A 21,050-nucleotide genomic window follows, 5' to 3' on the forward strand; every position below is an offset into this window, starting at 1 on the left:
AAGATATAATGGATGACGCGACCCTTGTGGTAACGCCCAAATAATTAAAATAAATTTTGAATTATAGTTTACGACGTACAGATCCTGTAAACTCTTCTAGATCGTCTTTAACTTTTTTAAGCTCTTCGTTTACATCATTGGTGATGCTTGTGTCTAGACCGTTACGTTCTGCAGATTTTGTGATTTCGGTTTTAATATCATTAGTTGCGTCTTTAAGTTGGCGCATACCTTTACCCAAACCTTTGGCTATATCTGGTACATTTTTAGCACCAAATACCATAACAACTATAAGTAGGATGAAAAATATTTCTCCTCCGCTTATAAATAAAAATGTTGCTAATTTAATCATGGTACAAATATACTAAGTTGTTTTGATTGTTTGAATAAACTACTGTTTTTTTTAAGAGTCTTTTAGTACGATTTTTGTATTTTTACATCAAGTGAAACACAATACTATGGCGTTTAAAAATATTGAATCTAATCCAATTTTAGATCGTTTACCTAAGCATTTAAGACAATTTATTAAACCTCAGGATTATGAGGATTACTCTGCTATTGATCAAGCAGTTTGGCGATATGCTATGCGTAAAAATGTGGATTACTTAAGTGAAGTAGCACATAATACGTACCTAGAAGGCTTGCAACAAACTGGTATTAGTGTGGATGCTATACCTAATATGTATGGTATGAACCGTATTTTAAAAGCTATTGGTTGGGCTGCTGTTGCTGTGGATGGTTTTATACCTCCTAATGCTTTTATGGAATTTCAGGCGTATAACGTCCTTGTTATTGCTAGTGATATTAGACAATTGGAACATATTGAATATACGCCTGCTCCAGACATAATCCACGAAGGTGCTGGTCATGCGCCAATTATTGCTAATCCTGAGTATGCTGAGTATTTAAGACGTTTTGGTGAGATTGGTTGTAAAGCGATAAGCTCTGCCAAAGATTACGAGTTATATGAAGCTGTGCGACACTTATCTATTATTAAAGAAGCTCCTAATACACCACAAGATCAAATTGATTTAGCTGAAAAAGCAGTTGAAGATTTACAGAATAACATGGGTGAACCAAGTGAAATGGCTTTGATTAGAAATTTACATTGGTGGACAGTTGAGTATGGTTTAATTGGCACAATAGATAATCCAAAAATTTATGGTGCTGGTTTATTATCGTCTATTGGTGAGAGTGCTTGGTGTATGACAGATAAGGTAAAAAAGTTACCTTACACGATTGACTCTACCTTTCAGAATTTTGATATCACAAAACCGCAACCACAATTATATGTCACTCCGGATTTTGCACATCTAAGTTTAGTTTTAGAAGAATTTGCAAATACTATGGCTTTGCGTACTGGTGGACCAAGTGCAATTAAAAAACTGATACAAAGCGAAGCTTTAGGAACTATCGAGCTGAGTACAGGTTTACAAATATCTGGTATTTTTACTAATATGATAGAACATAATGGTAAAGTAAGCTACATACAAACTACCGGAAAAACTGCCTTAGCTAACAGAGATAAAGAGCTAGTTGGACATAGCACTTTAGAGCATCCTGATGGTTTTGGATCGCCTATTGGCAAATTAAAAGGTATCAATTTGGCTATTGAAGACATGTCGCCTAGAGATTTACGCGCTTACGATATTTATGAAGGCGAAACAGTTACTTTGGAATTTGAAGGTGGTATTATTGTTAAAGGTGAAATTATTACTGGTACTAGAAACCTACAAGGTAAAATTATATTAATTAGCTTTAAAAACTGTACGGTAACCCATAACAATACTGTTTTATTCCAACCAGAATGGGGACAATATGATATGGCTGTTGGTAAGGAGGTACTTTCAGGATATTCTGGTACTGCCGACTTACATAGTTTTGATTTAATTACACACACCATTAGTAGCACAACTATACATGAGGAAAAATCACCTGAAAAACTAGAACTTATAGCGCTTTACAAACAGGTACGTGATTACAGAGAAGGGACTAACTTTACTATTTCTAGAACTAAAGTGTTAGAGCAATTAATTAACCGTTTTCCGATGGATTGGTTATTACCAGTTGAGTTGTTTGAATTAGCTAAAAAAGGAAATGAAAATGAATTATGTAATACTATTTTAGATCATTTAGAAACGATTAAACAAAATAGACCTGAAGTAGGACATTTAATTGACGATGGTATTAAGATTGCTAGTCAGGAGATTGTGGTGTAAGATTTTGTAATACTATATTGTACGGTCGCTTTAATTGTATGTTCTTCATTAAATGAAGACATAACAATAGATGCTTTTTTAACCTGTTGCTCCTGTAAAGGCACAAACTGTATATTGGTATATGCTACATTTTCAATTACAATTTCTGACACACCAATTAGCTTTTTAGATTTTACATCAATAGGAATAAAACTATAGAAATCTTCTCTTTTAAGTAAATCATTTTCAAAATAAGCATTAAAAGTCACCGTTTTAAATAAGTATCTTGATAGCAATATGTCTTTAATTACCAAACCCAACAATATAACTTGTGCATTTACACCAACTGATAATTGACCAATAGTTATTGCTAAATGAAAGTGTAAAAACTGTGATAAGTCAAAAATATCATTTTGATATGCTACGTAAGGGATTTGAGCTACTATCCATAGTATAGCCAAATAGTAGAAATTAAACTTTTTAGCAAAAAACAAAATTGAAGCTACAATACCTAATACACAAACTATTGCACTTAAATTTAACACTATAAATCCATTATTAAATAGCGTTAAAATACTAGAAACAACAACATACGTGTAGAAGATTTTTAATTTTCGCATTCACATGTTTTATAAATTAGATATTATTAAAAACCTACTTATAACTCTTCAATTTCTCTTTGGTAAAGTCACTTAATACAAGTTTTCCACTAATTTCGGCACGCTCCAGCAGAGAAACACACCACTCATTTGTGTCTTCCCATAGTACTCTTTTAAGTTCTAACAAAGCTTCTGGATTGTAACTTGCCAATTTAGCAGCTAAAGTATCTACAGCATTATCTAACGCTTCAACAGTGTCAAACACATTAGCATATAAGCCTTTTTCTTTTGCATATTCTGCAGTAAAAAATGTTTCGGCATCAATAGTCATTTGAGAAAACGCAGTTTGCCCCATTTTTCTAGTAACAGCAGGCTCAATAACAAAAGGTCCAATTCCAATACTAATTTCGCTAAGTTTTATGGCAGCAAACTTAGTAGCCAAACAATAGTCGGTTGCACTTGCCAATCCAACACCTCCTCCAACAGCTTTACCTTGTACGCGACCAATAATTAACTTTGGACATTTACGCATCGCATTAATTACATTTGCAAAACCAGAAAAAAAGCGCTTACCCTCTTCTAAATTAGTAATAGCCACTAACTCTGTAAAACTTGCTCCTGCACAAAATGTACGCTCGCCTCCACTTTTTAAAACAATGACTTTAATGTCATTATTTTTACCTGCATCTTTAATAGCTAATTCCAATTGTTTCAAAATTGGACTAGGCATCGCATTATGTTCTGGTGTAAAAAAAGTGATGTAACCTATGTTATTTTCAATGGATTGATTAACGTATGCTTGAGACATATACTGCTTTTTTTTTAAGTTGAAGTTACACAAATTTAAGGATTTTTAAGTTTCAAATTAGTAGCTTTGTAATAAACAATTATACTATGGGAATTTTTAGTTTTCTTTTTGGAAATAAAGCCAATAAAATAAAAGAATTTACAGATCGAGGTGCTATTATATTAGATGTACGCTCAAAAGCAGAATATGACTCTGGAGCTATTCCAGGTTCTAAACATATTCCGTTACAACAAATACAAGCAAAAGTTGCAGATATAAAAAAATGGAACAAGCCAGTAATTACTTGTTGTGCAAGTGGTATGCGCTCTGGTAGTGCTGCAGCAATTTTACGCAGCAATGGTGTAGAGGTTATGAATGGTGGTGGATGGCAAAGCCTATATAATAAGCTATAGTTTTAAAATTTCTAGCCTGTCTGGATTATCTATTTTACTGTCGTTGTACTGCAACGTCCAACCCAAACTATTGGTTAAAATATAAAATTTAGACAGCTCGCTTACCAATCTGTTTTTAGCATTAATACGTAAATTGGATGCCTCTATTTTTTTTGTTATTCGTGTTGTAACAATTTCTTTTATTTTATTATAATCGTCATGATTAAAAGCGTTAAGGTATCCACTTTCTACGTCGTAATATTCTAAATTTGGATAGATTTTTAATTCTTCTTTAGGAATAGATTTTATTTTTAAAACCTTATTAATACTATCTATTTCATATTCAATTTTACTTAAATCATAAGCCACAGTAACCTCAGCATTTACAATAACTAACGCCTGTTTATCTGAAGTTAAATTAGCAAACAATGCTTTTGAATTTTTATAACTGTAGGCATCACTAAAATACCCTTCGGTAACAATTAATTTACCAACATTATTTATTTGTTTTTGGATTAACGCAGAGTGTTCTCTTACAACTGTTTTATCTGCACTTCCCTCTGTACATTTCTTTATTGCAAAAGAAATTACAAACGCAATTACTATACCTATTACTATTTTTCGCATACCATAAAAGTACATAAAAAAAGCATTTCAGATTTTAATAATTATTGAAAAATTTAGCAACATGTAAAACCTTCCGTTACTAACTAAAAAGAGACTTTTAAGAATCGAAAAAAACTTAAAAAATTAGTAACAAAAAAAACACCAACATAAAAACTAGATTGGCAGTTCTGTAGTTGGTGTTTGAAAATATAATGATTAATAGCTTTATAAAAATAAGCCTACTTTTTCGTTTAATATTTTTTATTCGACAAAAAGGATAAATAATTAGTTGTAAGCAATATTTGTATTAAAAAAGCTACAAATCAACTACTTACAAATTACTAAAACTTAATATTAGGAAACTGATTTGTTAGCGTAATTTGTCTTTCTACCAATTGATGTACAAATTTAAGATGTGCAGTTGAGTTTGGATTGAATGGTTTGTGCTGTAATCCTTTTTGAATAGTATCTACTTCAGACATAATAGCAATAGCAGAATCTGCCATCCAAACCGTTTTAAATCTATCCCAAATGTAATCGACCGCTAATGGACTTGGATGTAGCAAATCTTGGTTATAAAAACGGTAATCACGTAACTCATCCATCATAATTTCGTAAGAAGGAAAATAATGAGATTGGTCATCCAACACTTTATGAAGCGCAGCAAGTAAATGCGATTTACTTTGTGTGTTTTCTATAAAACCATCCTTGATATGTCTAACAGGTGATACTGTAAATATAAATTTAACCCTAGGATTTACCTTTTTTACTTGTTGTATAATTGACTGTAATGCTGCTACAATAGCATCTACACTTAATATTTGTTTTTGAAATTGCTGCTGCGGAATTTTATGACAGTTGGCTACAATTTTATTAGTCTTTAAGTAACGGTATACCCAAGCTGTACCTAAAGTGATGACAACATGTGTGCTTTGTTTTAAATAATGACTAGTCTTTTGCGAAGCTGCATTAAGTTGATGTAATAATAAGCTTTTGGTATGCTGACTTAATTTTGAATGTGCATCAAAACTATGAAACTGCTCGTTATTAATAAACACGTCATCCTCTGTATATTTTTTACCATGTAATGCATTAGATACTAAATTATGAATCGCTATTGGATGAAACAAAATACCAAACGGATTAACATAGTGCGGAAACTTGAAATATTCAAATTTTTCGCCAATATTTTCCGCAAAGCATGAGCCTAATAAAAACACTTTAGAGTTATAATCTATCAGATTATACTCTTGTTTATTTAATGGTATTTTGGTTTGAAGATTCACAAGTAAACAACTAGTTTTTATATATCACATTTAAGAGATATAATCCTTAGCTGCCTGTAAAGCATTAGCAATACCTGCTGGATTTTTACCACCTGCTGTTGCAAAAAATGGCTGTCCACCACCTCCACCATGGATGTGTTTACCTAATTCTCTAACAATGGTTCCTGCATTAAGCCCTTTAGCGTCCACTAAACTTTTAGACACATAACATGACAGTATAGCCTTACCATCATTTTCCGCTCCAAATAACAAGTATAAGTTGTCAAATTGGCTACCTAGCTCAAAACATAAATCTTTAATACCAGAAGGATCTAAATCTAATTGTTTAGCCAAGAAGTTTACTCCGTTTATTTCTGTTATTTCATTTTTAAGTTCGCCTTTTATATTCTTAGCTTTATCTTTAAGTAATTGTTCTATTTGCTTTTTAAGACTTGAATTTTCTTCTTGAAGATTCTGTAATGCTTTAACAGGCTCTTGTGCGTTGTTAAGCATATCTTTCATTTCAAAAAATGATCTATTATTGTCCTGATAATAAGACTTAACCGCATCATTTGTAATTGCTTCAATACGACGTATACCTGAAGCAACTGCGCCTTCAGACACTATTTTAAAATGCCAGATATCTGCAGTGTTATCGACGTGTGTTCCTCCACATAATTCTATAGACTGACCAAAACGTACTGTACGCACAGCATCTCCATACTTTTCGCCAAACAAAGCCATAGCACCTTCTTCAATCGCTTTTTCCATTGGTACGTTACGACCTTCTTGTAATGGTAACTTACTTTCTATTCTAGAGTTTACAAAGTTTTCTACATCACGTAATTCTTCAACAGTTAACTTAGAAAAGTGAGAGAAATCAAAACGTAAATATTTAGAGTGTACTGCACTACCTTTTTGCTCTACATGCTCTCCTAAAACTTCTCTTAAAGCTTGATGCAATAAATGTGTTGCTGTATGGTTACATTCTGTTCTGTAACGTTGTTTCTCGTCAACTTTTGCTACAAACACTTGATTTACATCACGAGGTAACTCTTTAGTTAAGTGAATAATAACGTTGTTTTCCTTTTTAGTATCTATAATATAAAATACGTCACCATTCCCAGCTTGTATATATCCTTTATCTCCAACTTGTCCTCCACCTTCAGCATAAAATGGTGTTAGATTAAAGACTAGTTGGTGCATTTCGCCATCTTTTTTAGAAACGACTTTACGGTATTTTGTAATTTTAACTTTAGCTTCTAATTGATCATAACCTATAAACTCTTGGTCTTCATCTTGGATAAGCACTGTCCAATCGTCAGATTTTAACTCTGATGCTTCACGACCTCTACCTTGTTGTTCTTTTAAGCGCTTATTAAATTCACCTTTATTATAAGAGAATCCTTTTTCGCGTAAAATTAAATCCGTTAAATCTTCTGGAAAACCATAGGTATCTTTAAGTTCAAAAACCTTAGATCCTGACACTTGCTTATCTGTTGCATTGTCTACAATACGATCTAAAATTGCTAAACCTTGATCTAATGTTCTTAAAAAAGAGGCTTCTTCTTCCTTAATTACATTTTCTATTAATTGCTTTTGGGCTTTTAATTCTGGAAAAGCTGATCCCATTTTTTCGGTTAAAACATTAACCAAACGGTAAATAAATGGTTCTTTTTTATCTAAAAAAGTAAAACCATAACGCACTGCACGACGCAAAATACGACGGATTACATAACCAGCTCCTGTATTACTTGGCAATTGTCCATCTGCTATAGAAAAAGCTACAGCACGAACATGATCAGAGATAACACGAATAGCAATATCTACTTTTTCTTCTTTATTATAATCTTTCCCAGTAATGGTTTCAATCTCTCTAATTATTGGCGTAAATACGTCTGTATCGTAATTAGATTGTACGTTTTGCAACACCATGCATAAACGCTCAAATCCCATTCCTGTATCAATATGTTTGTTAGGCAAACCTTCTAAGGTTCCGTTTGCTTTACGGTTGTATTGCATGAAAACTAAATTCCATATTTCCACAACTTGTGGATGGTCTTCATTTATTAAAGTCTTACCATCTATTTTAGCTTTTTCTTCTGCAGATCTAATATCAACATGGATTTCGCTACAAGGTCCACAAGGTCCTTGCTCTCCCATTTCCCAGAAGTTATCCTTTTTATTTCCTTTTAAAATACGGTCTTCACTAATGTACTGTTTCCAAATATCAAAAGCTTCGGTATCCATTTTAAGGTTATCCTCATCGTCACTTCCTTCAAAAACGGTAACGTATAATATATCCTTATCAATTTTATACACTTCGGTTAAAAGCTCCCAAGCCCAAGCAATTGCTTCCTTTTTAAAATAATCGCCAAAAGACCAGTTACCCAACATTTCAAATAATGTGTGGTGGTAGGTGTCATAACCAACTTCTTCTAAATCGTTATGCTTTCCAGAGACACGTAAACATTTCTGGCTATCTGTAAGTCTATTATTTTTTGGTTGACCATTACCTAAAAAGTATTCTTTAAAAGGAGCCATACCAGAATTAACAAACATTAATGTTGGATCATCCTTTAACACCATTGGTGCAGAAGGTACGATACTATGTTTTTTATCTTCAAAAAATTTAAGGAAAGTTGCGCGTATATCTTGAGAGTTCATAATACTATGTTGATAATCTTGTTAGCATAAGCTTAACGCTTATTAAAACAATTTATATATTTGTTATTCGTTACTATTTAATTAACTGAAAAATTCAGGTTTATTAATTGCAAAAATAGTATAAATTAGATAATGAGTAAGGTAAAATATTATTATGATTCTGAAACGCTCTCTTATAAAAAAATAGAGCGCAAAAAAAGACGCACATTTAAGTTTATATCTTTATTCTTAGTTGCTGCTGCCTTATTTGGTTTTTTGTTTGTTTTTATTGGTGGTCACTACTTTGAATCGCCCAAAGAGAAAGCGTTAAAACGAGAATTATCAAACTTAGAATTACAGTTTGATTTACTTAATAAAAAAATGGAAGAGGCAGAAACAGTCTTAGCCAATATAGAAGATCGTGACAACGCCATTTACCGTTTATATTTTGAAGCTAACCCAATACCTGAAGAGCAACGTAAAGCTGGGTTTGGTGGTGTAAATAGATACAAAAAACTAGATGGTTATGATAATTCAGAATTAATTATTAGCAGTTCAAAACGCATAGATAAACTATTAAAACGTATTGTAGTACAATCCAAATCTTTAGATGAAATTGCTGTTTTAGCTGAAGAAAAAGAAAAACTACTACTTGCAATTCCTGCTATACAACCTGTTAGCAACGAAGACTTAACACGCATGGCTTCTGGTTATGGTATGCGATCTGACCCTTTTACTAAATTAAGAAAAATGCATTGGGGAATGGACTTTACCTCTCCTAGAGGTACACCTGTTTATGCATCTGGTGATGGTATTGTAGAGCGTGCAGACAGTAATTCTGCTGGATATGGAAACCATATTAGAATAGATCATGGTTATGGTTATGTATCGTTATACGCGCACTTATTTAAATATAATGTCCAAAAAAACCAACGTGTTAAACGTGGTGACTTAATTGGCTTTGTAGGTAGTACAGGACGCTCTGAAGCACCACACTTACATTACGAAATATTTAAAGATGGAGAACGTATTAACCCAATTAACTTTTACTATGGTAGTTTAACACCTGAAGAGTTTAATAAGTTATTAGAACGTGCTTCACTTGAAAACCAATCTTTAGATTAATGATTATAGAACTTCCAGAAAAACGGTATTACACCATAGGTGAAGTCGCTAAAGCATTTGATGTTAACACATCATTAATCCGTTTTTGGGAAAAAGAATTTGACGAGCTTAAGCCAAAAAAAACAGCAAAAGGCAATCGAAAATTTACACCTGAAGACATTAAAAACCTTCAACTAATTTTTCATTTAGTAAAAGAACGTGGGTTTACTCTGGATGGTGCAAAAATTCATTTAAAAGAAGAAAGAAAAAAAACACTTGATAATTTTGAAATTATAGCTAAATTGGAAGGTGTAAGAGATCAACTAATCAAACTAAAAGAACAACTTTAAAACCAACAATTATGAAAAAATGGCTTGTACCAGTAATTATTATTGCAATAATTGCTTTTAGCTTATACAAATGGGCAGTAGGAATAAACAATACAGCAGTAACTTTAGAAGCTAATGCAAAAACTGCGTGGTCTAATGTAGAGAGCACCTACCAAAGACGTAATGATTTATATAGCAGTGTAATTAAAACGGTTCAAGGATCTGCTGACTTTGAAAGAAAAACGTTAAACGAAGTTATTGCAGCACGTGCAAAAGCAACATCTGTTAATATTGATGCTAGTAATTTAACTCCAGAAAAAATGGAAGCTTTTCAAAAAGCACAGAGTGAATTAAGTGGATCTTTTAGTAGACTTATTGCCTCTTTTGAAAGATACCCAGAGTTAAAAACTACAGAACAGTTTAAAGAATTTATCTCTCAGCAAGAAGGTACTGAAAACCGAATAAATGTTGCTAGAGATAGATATAATGAAGAAGTAAATAAATATGATATTTATACTTCTAAATTCCCTAACAGCTTATTAACAGGATGGTTTGGATTTAAAGAAATGGCTAGATACAAAGCTGATCCAGGATCTGAAAACGTACCTGATGTAGAATTTAAATTTGACTAAAAACATGATACCTGAAGACGTAGAATCTTTTCTATCCACTACCGAAGAACAAGAAATTGTTGAGGCTATACGTATAGCAGAAGACCATACGTCTGGAGAAATCCGTGTGCATATTGAAAACACTTGTAATGACAACCTTGAAGGTCGCGCATTACAAGTGTTTTCTGTTTTAAAAATGCATAATACAAAAGACAGAAATGGTGTTTTAATTTACGTTGCTGTAAACGACCATAAATTTGGTATTTATGGAGATAAAGGTATTAACGATGTTGTGACTAAAGATTTTTGGGACAACACTAAGTTAATTATCCAAAATCAATTTAAAAATGGTCAGTTTAAACAAGGGTTAGTAGATGGTATTTTACATGCAGGCCAACAACTAAAAACCCATTTTCCAGTCCAAGACAATGACACTAACCAGTTGACTAATACGATCTCTAAAGGATGAAATTAAAAAACCAACGGTTAGCAGTTTTTAAGCAATCTATAAAACAGTATACAATGCCAATCATTGTATTATTACTGTTACTATCGTTTAGCACAAGTTTTGCACAATTTAAAATACCAGAAAAACCAAGCCTATCAAATGGTGGACAAACTAGCGTCTATGATTATGCAAATTTGTTATCCGCAAGTGAGAAAAGCACTTTAGAAAACAAATTAATAAAATACTCTGACACAACCTCAACACAAATTGTGGTTGCTATAATAGCATCCACAGATGGAGAATATATTAATTATTTAGGTACACAATGGGCACATGCTTGGGGAATTGGTCAAGAAAAAGAAGATAATGGTGTATTTATTTTATTAGCCAGAGACGACCGTAAAATAAATATTAGTACTGGTTATGGTGTAGAGCATTTATTAACAGACGCTATGTCGCGTCGTATTATAGAAAGAGACATAATACCATACTTTAAGCAAAATAATTATTATGGAGGCTTAAATCGTGGTGCTGATGCTATTTTTGAAGTCTTAACTGGAGCATATCAAGGCTCTAGACAGAACACCAACGCAGGAGAATTCCCTGTAGGACTTATATTCTTTTTGTTTATTGTGTTTGTCATCATACTAATCTCTGTATCTAAAAACCAAAAAGGTGGCAATGGTACAGATAACTTTGGAGGTGGTAGCAACACGACACGAAGTATTTTAGAAGCTATCATTTTAAGCAACTCTGGACGTGGAGGTTACAGAAGTGGTTCTGGAGGATTTGGAGGTGGTTTTGGAGGCTCTTCTGGAGGAGGTGGATTTGGTGGAGGCTTCGGTGGAGGTGGCTTTGGAGGTGGAGGCGCTTCTGGAGGTTGGTAATATTAAATTATATAATGGTTTCATATATCTGTGTTGTTCCAAAAATGAGAAAAATCCATTTAATATTATTAATCTTAATAACCATATCAAGTTGTAAAACTTTTGATTACAAAAGTAGATTTGAAGAAAAATATATAGGCAATCCAAAAAAAATCCAAATCACATTTTATGATGTAATTGAAATTGATGACACTATAAAAAAAGGAAAAATGAAATATTCAGAAATTTCATTCTTTGATAAAAAAAATAGAATATTCAAAGATTATAGTATCAATTCTAAAGGAGACACAATCGGAAAAAAATGTGAACGACTATTTAATAAAAAAGAACTTACTATCAAAAGCGTTTGTTATACAGATTCTACTGAAAATATCCTTTCTATTTATAAGTTACATAAGAATTTCAAAAAAAGCACATTTGAATTTTATCATAACAATAAATTATCTGGAAAAAGAATTTTTGAATACGCATCAAATAAAATTGATTATGTTGATTTTGGTTATGACAAAAACAATAAACTTAAAGATAAAACACTTATAATTCACGATAAAAAAGGTCGAATAATTAAATCTACAAGTTACAATCTAGAAGACAATAGTATTAAAAATATCATTGAGCATAAGTATGACAAAAACGGGAATGAATATGAACAAAATTGGTATAAGAAAGGAAAAAAACTTTTCACTTCTTACACTAACAGAAAATTTGATGACAGAAATAATTATATTTATGGAGAAAAACTATTTTTCAAAAATTCAGATACTATAAAATCTATTACAACAATAGAATATAAATATGATAAAAAAGGTAATATTATTTATAGATTAATTAATACGCACAACCAACCATCTCTCATAGAAGAAAGAAAAATAACTTATTAAACACGTGGCACAAGACCGTACATAATTAATTTGCCTGGTTCTCCAATACTTCCAAAAACCCTCACAGATTTTCTATTCGGTTTATAATTGCTAAATTAGTACCTAAATCACGTAAGAAAACATATACATACACGTTTTACGCAATTAAAAAATGACACGTCAAATCAGAGATAAACTAATTTATGAAAATCAAGAATATTATCTTAATACTGAACTAATAGAACTCTACTTTCGACAACATCCAGAAAAACGTCCTAAATTTGAAATAAGTTGTAGTGCTTTGTGGAGAGGATACGTTGCGATATTTGAGGTCAAAAATAATAAGCTTTTAATTAAAGAACTAGATTGGTTGACTGACATAAATTTTAATATGCAATCATTTCGAGATGAATTATTTCCAAATAACAAGTTTGAATGGTATTCTGGACTTATAAGAATTGATGAATTTAGAGGAGAATTTGACAAAGAACCTGAAAACGGAATATTTGAATATTTGGAGATTGAAAACGGAAATTTGATACAGAAAAGAACATTCAATTTTGAGGAACTTCAAAGATTTAAGAAAGAACAATATGACTATTTTTTATTGTCAGATGAAGTAGAAAGTCTTTATGAATTTTGGGGAAGAAATAATGAAAATGGAGTTATTAATAAAGAAAGCGTTAATAAAATCATTTTGAAAAACATTATGGAATACACTCAAAAAGTATACGTTGAATAAAATCATATTCAACAATTTAACCATTTAACAAATAAACTATATAGACAAATTCAAACAAAAAAAGTAACTTTACAAAATCGTTAGGGGTGCCCAAATATGGCTGAGATTATACCCTATGAACCTGATATGTTTAACAACAGCGGAGGGAAACGAGCCTTGTACATAATTGGATATATAATTATACAAGCCACTTTCGCAGCTACGAAAGTGGCTTTTTTTATTATAAAAATTGACAATAAATACTATGTCTAAAAAACAACAACTCAACAAAATTTTAAATGAATTAAAAGCACAGACACCTTTAGTTCATAACATTACCAACTATGTGGTGATGAACACTACTGCCAATGCATTACTTGCTATTGGCGCATCACCTGTAATGGCTCATGCAATTGAAGAGGTCGAAGAGATTACTTCCATTTCTTCTGCTTTGGTAATTAATATGGGAACACTTAGCCCAAAGTGGGTTGAAGCAATGGAATTAGCCATTAAAAAAGCTAACCAACTTAATATACCAGTTGTTTTTGACCCTGTAGGTGTAGGCGCTTCTTCATACAGAACTAAAACTGCTCTACAAATTATTGAACAATACAAACCTTCGGTTATTAGAGGAAATGCATCAGAAATTTTAGCATTAACTCAATTAAGCAATAATACTAAAGGTGTTGATAGTACAATAAGTTCAGAAAACGCATTAAATGCAGCTCAAGAGCTTTCAAAAAAATTAAATAGTACCATTGTTATAAGTGGTGCTGTAGATTATATTATTACTGGAGAGCTTATTGATAAAGTAACCAAAGGAAAACCTATTATGGCCAAAGTTACCGGAATGGGTTGCACTGCGACTAGCATCATTGGATCGTGTATAGCAGTACACTCAAACTACCATGTGGCTTCATATATGGCAATGGAATTAATGGGAAAAGCAGGTAATAAGGCTGAAAAAATATCAAAAGGTACTGGGAGTTTTCAAATAAATTTTCTTGATGCGTTATACCAAATTTCTAATAAAGAATGAAGCAGCAAGATTATTCTCTAATGTATGTTACTGATGAACGAATAACTGACAATACAGCGTTTTTAAATGTTTTAGAATCTAGTTTAAAAGGTGGCGTGAGCATAGTTCAATTAAGAGAAAAAAAACTAAACACAAAAGCATTTTATATTAGAGCCTTAGCTGTAAAAAATCTTTGTTTAAAATACAAGACTCCACTTATTATAAATGACAGAATAGATATTGCTTTAGCTATAGATGCAGACGGTGTACATATTGGTCAAAAGGATATGCCTGTAGGACTTGCTCGTAAGTTATTGGGCAAAAACAAAATTATTGGTTGGTCTGTAAGTAATATAAAACAAGCTTTGGAAGCTAACCATCTAGACGTGAATTATATTGGCATATCTCCAATTTTTAATACTAATACAAAAACAAAAGATTTAGACTTGCCATTAGGTATTGAAGGCTTAAAAGAAATAAAAAAAATATGCAGCATACCTATTATTTGTATTGGAGGTATCAACAACAAAAATACTGCAAGTATAATAAAACATGGATCAGATGGTGTAGCAATAGTTTCGGCTATTTCACAAGCTGACAATCCAGAACAAGCAACAGCACAATTAAAAGAAATTATATGTCAAACTGGTACGAAAAAATAAATTTAAAAACAGCACACATTTTAGAACAAATAAAAGCGCATCGTTTTATACAAGAGCTTATGGCTGGAACGCTTCCAAAAGACATATTTTATTTTTATATAAATCAAGATGCTATTTATTTATCTGAATACAAAAAGGTTTTGGCACAAATAGGTGTAAAATGTTCTGATGAAAATGATACACAGTTTTTTTTGAATGCAGCCACAGGAATCATAAATGTAGAAAATGCCTTGCATCAAAATTTTCTTAATCAAAAAATTATAACAAACGAAGCTTCAATTACGTGCGAACTATATATAAGTTACTTATCGCGTATGGCACATACTAAATCTTTAGAAGAAGGTCTTGCAGCTGTGCTTCCATGTTTTACTATTTACCAACAGATTGGAGATTATATTTTAGCCAATCAGACAAATAAAAACAATAATCCATACCAAGATTGGATTAACACCTATGGTGGAGAAGCATTTGCAAATTCAGTAAAAAGTGCAATTGAAATAACTAACAAACATACTATTAAAGCATCACATGAAAGTATAAATAACATGAATAAAGCTTTTGAAAAAGCTTCAAAATTAGAATGGATGTTTTGGGATAGTGCTTATAATAAAGAATCATGGAAAATATAAAAACACCCTACAAAAGTGTATTAACTATTGCTGGTAGCGACTCTGGTGGTTGCGCAGGAATACAGGCTGATATCAAAAGTATTTCGGCATGTGGCGCATTTGCAGCAAGTGTCATAACTGCATCTACAGCGCAAAATACCAAGGGTGTCTTTGATATACATCCAATGCCTATTTTTCATATTAAAAAACAACTGGATGCTGTGTTCTCTGATATTAATTTTGATGCCATAAAAATAGGCATGCTCCATTCTTGTGAAGTAATAGAAATTGTTGGTATGAAATTAGCTGAATACAATGCAAAAAACGTTGTACTAGATCCTGTAATGATAGCAACATCAGGCGACAAGTTAATTACAGATCAAGCTATAGATTGCTTAAAAAAATTATTACCAAAAGCATTGTTAATTACACCAAATAGTAAGGAAGCAGAAACATTAATTGGATATGTAATCCATAAAAACAACGTTAAAGCTGCTGCAAAAGATATTGGCCTAACGTTTAAAACATCTGTATTATTAAAAGGTGGTCATTTAGAAGATACTTTAGACGATATGTTTGATGTATTGTACAATTATTCAACTGATACATTATCTGTGTTTAAAAACCCAAGAATACACACAAATAATACACATGGTACTGGTTGCAGTTTATCTTCAAGTATAGCTGCATTTTTAAGTAAAGACGATGACTTAGAATATGCTGTTAAGCAAGCTTGTGAATATATAAACATGGCTATTGCTAATGGGAAAAACAAAATTTTAGGAAAAGGAAATGGTCCTATAAATCACTTTGGATTAAAATAACGACTTGCAATATTTAATTTATCTACAAACTTTTACTAACATAACACCTCAGCTATTTTAAATAAATGCATGTATTAAAAAGCACATAACTATAAACAATGCACATTATTTAATCACATATTATACAACACAAAAGCAGCTTACGTTTTAGGGTAAGCTGCTTTTTTTATTATAGACTTTATGTAGGTTATGGATTAATTAATCCATGTAATACATACCATTATCTCTAGTTTCTCCCTTAGACCCTAAACTGTTAAACTTCCAACTAAAGTTAAGCATAAAGTATTGACGTAATACAGTACTTTGCGTATCCTGTATATAGTCATTAGTAGCTGTACGCCTTGCGTTGGTATTTTGATTTAATAAATCATAAACTTTTAGCGTGACTAACCCTTTATCTTTTAATACTGAATACGCTACACTAGCATTCCAAAACCAAGCATCTTTTTGAAAACCATCTGCTATATTTGGATTATAATTATAGGTGACATCATTTCGCCATTCTAAACCTTTTGGAAGAAAAAATGCAGTATTTAAATCTAAATTATGAGATGTGAAGTTTCTGTCTTCAAAAGCTTCAATATCATATTTGTTATTTGTAAATGAAATTCGGTAACGTGGTTTAAACTCAAAAATAGTATTATAAACATAATCAATCCCAAAGTTTGGATTAAACACCAATACATTACTTGCGTATTGCACGTCGTTATTATAGTTTATATTTTTTGAAAAGTTTGACCAGTTACCAATTTTAAATCTTACAGATTGTAAAGAGTCTATTTTAAACTTTTTACTATAATCCAATCCAAAATACCCACTTTGATTACCGTCTACATTGTCATAAGTAGTAATACGTTTTAAAGTTGCTGGATCAATTGTTGTTCTGGACACTACTGCATTTTGACTTCTAGAAATATTAGCATACATATAAAAACCAGAACGTTCTTGCCAATTATAAGCATTAAAGCCCATGTAAAAACTATGCTCATTAGTTGGCTCTAGATTAGGATTACCTACAACTGTATTTAATGGGTTTGACACATCCTCAAACGCTTGTAATTGCCTTAAAGATGGTGGTCTATTTGATAGTCTGTAATTGGCGTAAATAGAAGCCTTTTTACTAAATCTATAATTAAAATTAGATCGTAGTTCGACTGCTTTAAAATCTCTTTCAACATTAAATTGCGGTCGTAATCCATCTTGATTTTTCAAAGTTCTAGACACGTAATCTGCACCTATTCTAGCTGACCATTTTTCTTTATTATAACTTAAGCTAACTCCTGGTGCACTTTTTATATCAGTGTATTCAAAATCTGTACTTAACAGTTCATTAAAAGCATCATAATTATCTGTACCAGAGTTGTAATCAAAGGTACTTTGTATGTTTTCGTCTTTATTACGTTGGTATTCATAATCAAAACTTACAAAAAATTCTTTTTCAATAACTGGCAATCTATAGCTTATGTCAGTTTGTAAATTGTTGCTTGAGTTATCACCATCAGTAAATTGGTTTCGGTTAATAGTTTCTGGACTTGATCCAAACACTTCGGTATTAGAATTTATAAAGTCTTCACTTTCGCTATTATTAAAACTGTTATCCAATCCAAATCTTAAAAAGGCACCTTTATTACCAAACTTTTTAGTAACGCTAATTTCATTTGAAAAGTTTTTAACGCGATTATCTACAAACGATGATAATGTAGATTGGTTGGTTAACGCTCTATCTTCATCTAAAGTTTCGTCTTGACTAGTATAATCTGTTGTACTTTTAGAGTAAGCAAAGGATGGTTTGATGTTTATAAAAAATGTAGTGTCAATTTTTATTTCAAAATCCGAATTTACAGTATGACTTTGTGTATCGTTATTTGAGCGAGATGTAGAATTAGAAAAATATCTAGAATCAGATAAAATAGTTTCCCTTTGGGAAGACGTTTCGTTTTCAGAATTACTGTTTGAGAAAAAATAATCTGCAGCAACTTCTGTTTTTTCGCTTAAAGCATCTGCATAATTGGCTCCTGCTAATTTAGAGGTTGTAATCCCTTGACCACCTCCAAATTGTCTTCCGTTAATACTAAAAGAACCATTGCTATCCCAACTTCGGCTTCCTCCACTACCAAACATTTTTTCGATTTCACCAAAACTAAATCCTGGCGAGTTTATGTTATTTCCACCAACCAAAACGCTAATACGTTGGTCGTTGTCAAACCTATTAAACATTCCAGCAAATTCATACCTTTTATCTGTCCCAACTCCTGCTGCAACACGTCCAAAAACACCTTTATTGTTTTCTTCTTTTATGGTTAAGTTTATGGTTTTGTTTTCTTTATCTCCTTCTTCTCCTGTAAAGGCTTCACTTTTTGTTTTGGTGTCAACAACCTGGATTTTTTCAATAATCTCTTTAGTTAAGTTTTTTATTGTAATAGAAGGATCGTTTCCAAAAAAGGGTTTACCGTTTACCAATATTTTATTAACCTCTTTACCGTTAACTTTAATCTTACCTTCTTCATCAATTTCGACACCTGGTAATTGTTTTAGTAAATCCTCAACAGTTGCGTCTTTTTTTGTTTTAAATGAATTTACATTAAACTCTAAAGTATCTTTTTTAATAGTTACAGGCGCTGAAGACTTGATAACTACCTCATCTAAGGCATTACTAATTTGCAAATTAATTTTACCCAAATTAATATTTCCGCCTGCTTTGATAGCTATTTGTTTCTTGTAAGATTGGTAACCTACGTAAGACACTAGAAGATTTAAATTTTCTTCAGCACTAGCATCTTCTAGACTAAAAGATCCATCTTTATCTGTTATAGTATACGTTACTAAACTACTATCCTTGACACGCTCTAGATAAACCGTTGCGGCTTCTAAAGGTGCTTGATCTAAGTCATCAAGCACCTGACCTGTTATAATAAATTCTTTGGATTGACTAAATGAAAAAGTGGTACACAGCAGTGCAGTGATAATGATTAGATTACGCATTGGTTTTTGGTTGATGTTATAAAGCCTGATTAGTAGCTCTTTATTTTCAAAAACGAAAGTAACCTTGTAATATTATCTTTAGTCTTAAAAGAAACTTAAAATTTCCTTAAAATTATTTTTTACGCATGTAAACGCTAATTGGCACACCTTTAAAGTCATACAACTCACGTAATTTGTTTTCTAAATAACGCTTGTATCCTTCACGCACATATTGTGGTAAGTTACAGAAAAAAGCAAATTGCGGTTGTGGTGTTGGCAATTGCATTACGTATTTAATTTTAACAAATTTACCTTTATAAGCTGGTGGTGGATAATTATCTATGATAGGTAATAAAGTCTCATTAAGCTCGCTAGTTTTGATACGTTTAGATCGGTTTTGGTACACCTCAACAGCGGTTTCAATAGCTTTATAAATACGTTGCTTAGTTAATACCGAAATAAATACAATTGGCACATCAGTAAAAGGTTCTAATTGTGTTTTAATGTATTTTTCAAATTCGATAGTTGACTTGTGGTCTTTTTCTACTAAATCCCATTTATTAATTAGCACTACAATACCTTTTCTGTTACGTTGTGCTAACCAAAATATATTTTGTACTTGTCCATCAAATCCTCTGGTAGCATCAACTACTAAAAGACAAACGTCAGAATGCTCAATAGCACGTACGCTTCGCATTACAGAGTAAAACTCTAAGTCTTCTTTTACTTTAGATTTTTTTCTAATTCCAGCAGTATCTACTAAATTAAATTCAAATCCAAAACGGTTATATTTTGTATCAATAGAGTCTCTGGTTGTACCAGCTATATCTGTAACAATATATCTATCTTCACCAATTAAGGCATTTATAAAAGATGATTTTCCAGCATTAGGACGACCAACTACTGCAAAACGTGGTATAGCATCTACTTCCTCTTCCTCCTCTTCTACTTCTGGTAATGCTGCTACTAAAGCATCTAATAAATCTCCAGTACCACTTCCGTTAATACTAGCAATAGTATGGTATTCACCAAGTCCTAAGTTGTAAAACTCGACAGCGTCTTCTTCACGCTTACCATTATCTACTTTATTAACTACTAAAAAGACAGGCTTTGTAACTTTACGCAGTAATCTTGCAACATCCTCATCCATTCCTGTTACACCATCTTCCACATTTACCATAAAAATAATAGCATCTGCTTCTTCAATAGCTAAAACAACTTGTTTATCGATTTCTGCTTCAAAAACATCATCACTTCCTTTTACATATCCTCCTGTATCGATTAACGAAAATTCTTTTCCGTTCCAATCACTTTTACCATAATGTCTATCTCTTGTAACACCACTAACAGCATCCACAATTGCCTCACGACGTTGAATTAAACGATTAAAAAAAGTTGATTTACCAACATTTGGTCTTCCTACAATAGCTACTATATTACCCATATCTTTGTTTTTTTATGCATTACATATCCTGTAAGCGAGTGCAAAGGTAGTGTTTAGTTTGAGAAAAAATAGTATTTTACTTT

At 31.9% G+C, this 21,050-nt stretch carries 21 protein-coding genes and 1 riboswitch; of the genes, 13 read left to right on the top strand and 8 right to left on the bottom strand.

Going from position 1 to position 21,050, the window contains the following annotated elements; all coding sequences use genetic code 11:
* Positions 1 to 61: 61 nt before the first annotated feature.
* The gene (locus tag JM82_RS09790) at positions 62 to 349 is read right to left on the bottom strand and encodes a twin-arginine translocase TatA/TatE family subunit (RefSeq protein ID WP_145002937.1); all 288 of its coding nucleotides are present in this window, start codon (positions 347 to 349) and stop codon (positions 62 to 64) included.
* Positions 350 to 455: 106 nt separating this feature from the next.
* Between JM82_RS09790 and JM82_RS09795 the strand changes: the two genes are divergently transcribed.
* A complete protein-coding gene (locus tag JM82_RS09795; protein ID WP_145002940.1) occupies positions 456 to 2,216 on the top strand; it encodes an aromatic amino acid hydroxylase in 1,761 nt (586 codons plus the stop codon).
* Here the strand turns inward: JM82_RS09795 and JM82_RS09800 are convergent.
* The gene (locus tag JM82_RS09800; RefSeq protein WP_145002943.1) at positions 2,198 to 2,815 is read right to left on the bottom strand and encodes a hypothetical protein; all 618 of its coding nucleotides are present in this window, start codon (positions 2,813 to 2,815) and stop codon (positions 2,198 to 2,200) included. The genes JM82_RS09795 and JM82_RS09800 overlap by 19 nt on opposite strands.
* 34 nt (positions 2,816 to 2,849) lie before the next feature.
* Positions 2,850 to 3,602, bottom strand: coding sequence for an enoyl-CoA hydratase/isomerase family protein (locus JM82_RS09805; RefSeq protein ID WP_145002946.1), 753 nt, complete (start codon positions 3,600 to 3,602; stop codon positions 2,850 to 2,852).
* Between the two features lie 86 nt (positions 3,603 to 3,688).
* Between JM82_RS09805 and JM82_RS09810 the strand changes: the two genes are divergently transcribed.
* Positions 3,689 to 3,994 carry a rhodanese-like domain-containing protein gene (locus JM82_RS09810; RefSeq protein ID WP_145002949.1) on the top strand — a complete coding sequence of 102 codons (306 nt, stop codon included), beginning with the start codon at positions 3,689 to 3,691 and terminating at the stop codon, positions 3,992 to 3,994.
* Here the strand turns inward: JM82_RS09810 and JM82_RS09815 are convergent.
* The 3 genes from JM82_RS09815 to alaS all read right to left on the bottom strand — a co-directional run bounded on the left by JM82_RS09815 (position 3,989) and on the right by alaS (position 8,511).
* The gene (locus JM82_RS09815) at positions 3,989 to 4,600 is read right to left on the bottom strand and encodes a DUF4230 domain-containing protein (RefSeq protein ID WP_145002952.1); all 612 of its coding nucleotides are present in this window, start codon (positions 4,598 to 4,600) and stop codon (positions 3,989 to 3,991) included. The genes JM82_RS09810 and JM82_RS09815 overlap by 6 nt on opposite strands.
* A gap of 320 nt (positions 4,601 to 4,920) precedes the next feature.
* On the bottom strand, positions 4,921 to 5,865 hold the full coding sequence (locus JM82_RS09820) for a GSCFA domain-containing protein (RefSeq protein WP_145002955.1): 945 nt from the start codon (positions 5,863 to 5,865) through the stop codon (positions 4,921 to 4,923).
* 30 nt (positions 5,866 to 5,895) lie between these two features.
* A complete protein-coding gene (alaS, locus tag JM82_RS09825) occupies positions 5,896 to 8,511 on the bottom strand; it encodes an alanine--tRNA ligase (protein ID WP_145002958.1) in 2,616 nt (871 codons plus the stop codon).
* 132 nt (positions 8,512 to 8,643) lie between these two features.
* Between alaS and JM82_RS09830 the strand changes: the two genes are divergently transcribed.
* The 11 genes from JM82_RS09830 (at position 8,644) to thiD (ending at position 16,562) form a co-directional block, all read left to right on the top strand.
* Entirely contained in the window at positions 8,644 to 9,615 is a 972-nt protein-coding gene (locus tag JM82_RS09830) for a M23 family metallopeptidase (RefSeq protein ID WP_145002961.1), read from the top strand.
* Positions 9,615 to 9,944: a MerR family transcriptional regulator gene (locus tag JM82_RS09835; RefSeq protein WP_145002964.1), complete on the top strand. Its 330-nt coding sequence runs from the start codon at positions 9,615 to 9,617 to the stop codon at positions 9,942 to 9,944. Before JM82_RS09830 ends, JM82_RS09835 begins: the two co-directional genes overlap by 1 nt.
* Positions 9,945 to 9,955: 11 nt before the next feature.
* On the top strand, positions 9,956 to 10,555 hold the full coding sequence (locus JM82_RS09840) for a LemA family protein (protein ID WP_145002966.1): 600 nt from the start codon (positions 9,956 to 9,958) through the stop codon (positions 10,553 to 10,555).
* 4 nt (positions 10,556 to 10,559) lie between these two features.
* The gene (locus JM82_RS09845; protein ID WP_145002969.1) at positions 10,560 to 11,003 is read left to right on the top strand and encodes a TPM domain-containing protein; all 444 of its coding nucleotides are present in this window, start codon (positions 10,560 to 10,562) and stop codon (positions 11,001 to 11,003) included.
* Positions 11,004 to 11,056: 53 nt separating this feature from the next.
* The gene (locus JM82_RS09850; RefSeq protein ID WP_261375350.1) at positions 11,057 to 11,869 is read left to right on the top strand and encodes a TPM domain-containing protein; all 813 of its coding nucleotides are present in this window, start codon (positions 11,057 to 11,059) and stop codon (positions 11,867 to 11,869) included.
* Between the two features lie 44 nt (positions 11,870 to 11,913).
* Positions 11,914 to 12,750: a hypothetical protein gene (locus JM82_RS09855; RefSeq protein WP_145002975.1), complete on the top strand. Its 837-nt coding sequence runs from the start codon at positions 11,914 to 11,916 to the stop codon at positions 12,748 to 12,750.
* Positions 12,751 to 12,901: 151 nt separating this feature from the next.
* Entirely contained in the window at positions 12,902 to 13,471 is a 570-nt protein-coding gene (locus JM82_RS09860) for a hypothetical protein (protein WP_145002978.1), read from the top strand.
* Between the two features lie 72 nt (positions 13,472 to 13,543).
* Positions 13,544 to 13,636, top strand: a riboswitch (TPP riboswitch).
* A 79-nt stretch (positions 13,637 to 13,715) separates the two neighbouring features.
* Complete coding sequence (gene thiM / locus JM82_RS09865; RefSeq protein WP_145002981.1) at positions 13,716 to 14,489, top strand: hydroxyethylthiazole kinase; 774 nt, start codon at positions 13,716 to 13,718, stop codon at positions 14,487 to 14,489.
* Positions 14,486 to 15,130: a thiamine phosphate synthase gene (gene thiE, locus JM82_RS09870; protein ID WP_145002984.1), complete on the top strand. Its 645-nt coding sequence runs from the start codon at positions 14,486 to 14,488 to the stop codon at positions 15,128 to 15,130. Before thiM ends, thiE begins: the two co-directional genes overlap by 4 nt.
* Entirely contained in the window at positions 15,106 to 15,759 is a 654-nt protein-coding gene (gene tenA, locus JM82_RS09875; RefSeq protein WP_145002987.1) for a thiaminase II, read from the top strand. The genes thiE and tenA overlap by 25 nt, the downstream gene beginning before the upstream one ends.
* On the top strand, positions 15,747 to 16,562 hold the full coding sequence (thiD, locus tag JM82_RS09880; protein ID WP_145002990.1) for a bifunctional hydroxymethylpyrimidine kinase/phosphomethylpyrimidine kinase: 816 nt from the start codon (positions 15,747 to 15,749) through the stop codon (positions 16,560 to 16,562). The genes tenA and thiD overlap by 13 nt, the downstream gene beginning before the upstream one ends.
* A 198-nt stretch (positions 16,563 to 16,760) precedes the next feature.
* Here thiD and JM82_RS09885 read toward each other — a convergent pair whose 3' ends face one another.
* Together JM82_RS09885 and der are read right to left on the bottom strand one after the other, a co-directional pair.
* Entirely contained in the window at positions 16,761 to 19,544 is a 2,784-nt protein-coding gene (locus JM82_RS09885) for a TonB-dependent receptor (protein ID WP_145002993.1), read from the bottom strand.
* Between the two features lie 112 nt (positions 19,545 to 19,656).
* A complete protein-coding gene (gene der, locus JM82_RS09890) occupies positions 19,657 to 20,967 on the bottom strand; it encodes a ribosome biogenesis GTPase Der (protein WP_145002996.1) in 1,311 nt (436 codons plus the stop codon).
* Between the last annotated feature and the right edge of the window lie 83 nt (positions 20,968 to 21,050).

This window comes from Olleya sp. Hel_I_94 (assembly GCF_007827365.1).
Taxonomy (GTDB): domain Bacteria; phylum Bacteroidota; class Bacteroidia; order Flavobacteriales; family Flavobacteriaceae; genus Olleya.

Excerpts from the sequence above, each read along its gene's own strand:
- JM82_RS09815 (WP_145002952.1), bottom strand. The coding sequence starts at position 4,600 with ATGCGAAAAATAGTAATAGGTATAGTAATTGCGTTTGTAATTTCTTTT.
- JM82_RS09885 (WP_145002993.1), bottom strand. The coding sequence starts at position 19,544 with ATGCGTAATCTAATCATTATCACTGCACTGCTGTGTACCACTTTTTCA.
- JM82_RS09855 (WP_145002975.1), top strand. The coding sequence starts at position 11,914 with ATGAGAAAAATCCATTTAATATTATTAATCTTAATAACCATATCAAGT.
- JM82_RS09850 (WP_261375350.1), top strand. The coding sequence starts at position 11,057 with ATGCCAATCATTGTATTATTACTGTTACTATCGTTTAGCACAAGTTTT.
- thiE (WP_145002984.1), top strand. The coding sequence starts at position 14,486 with ATGAAGCAGCAAGATTATTCTCTAATGTATGTTACTGATGAACGAATA.
- alaS (WP_145002958.1), bottom strand. The coding sequence starts at position 8,511 with ATGAACTCTCAAGATATACGCGCAACTTTCCTTAAATTTTTTGAAGAT.
- tenA (WP_145002987.1), top strand. The coding sequence starts at position 15,106 with ATGTCAAACTGGTACGAAAAAATAAATTTAAAAACAGCACACATTTTA.
- JM82_RS09795 (WP_145002940.1), top strand. The coding sequence starts at position 456 with ATGGCGTTTAAAAATATTGAATCTAATCCAATTTTAGATCGTTTACCT.
- thiM (WP_145002981.1), top strand. The coding sequence starts at position 13,716 with ATGTCTAAAAAACAACAACTCAACAAAATTTTAAATGAATTAAAAGCA.
- JM82_RS09805 (WP_145002946.1), bottom strand. The coding sequence starts at position 3,602 with ATGTCTCAAGCATACGTTAATCAATCCATTGAAAATAACATAGGTTAC.
- JM82_RS09845 (WP_145002969.1), top strand. The coding sequence starts at position 10,560 with ATGATACCTGAAGACGTAGAATCTTTTCTATCCACTACCGAAGAACAA.
- der (WP_145002996.1), bottom strand. The coding sequence starts at position 20,967 with ATGGGTAATATAGTAGCTATTGTAGGAAGACCAAATGTTGGTAAATCA.
- JM82_RS09835 (WP_145002964.1), top strand. The coding sequence starts at position 9,615 with ATGATTATAGAACTTCCAGAAAAACGGTATTACACCATAGGTGAAGTC.
- JM82_RS09830 (WP_145002961.1), top strand. The coding sequence starts at position 8,644 with ATGAGTAAGGTAAAATATTATTATGATTCTGAAACGCTCTCTTATAAA.
- JM82_RS09860 (WP_145002978.1), top strand. The coding sequence starts at position 12,902 with ATGACACGTCAAATCAGAGATAAACTAATTTATGAAAATCAAGAATAT.
- JM82_RS09790 (WP_145002937.1), bottom strand. The coding sequence starts at position 349 with ATGATTAAATTAGCAACATTTTTATTTATAAGCGGAGGAGAAATATTT.
- JM82_RS09840 (WP_145002966.1), top strand. The coding sequence starts at position 9,956 with ATGAAAAAATGGCTTGTACCAGTAATTATTATTGCAATAATTGCTTTT.
- thiD (WP_145002990.1), top strand. The coding sequence starts at position 15,747 with ATGGAAAATATAAAAACACCCTACAAAAGTGTATTAACTATTGCTGGT.
- JM82_RS09810 (WP_145002949.1), top strand. The coding sequence starts at position 3,689 with ATGGGAATTTTTAGTTTTCTTTTTGGAAATAAAGCCAATAAAATAAAA.
- JM82_RS09800 (WP_145002943.1), bottom strand. The coding sequence starts at position 2,815 with ATGCGAAAATTAAAAATCTTCTACACGTATGTTGTTGTTTCTAGTATT.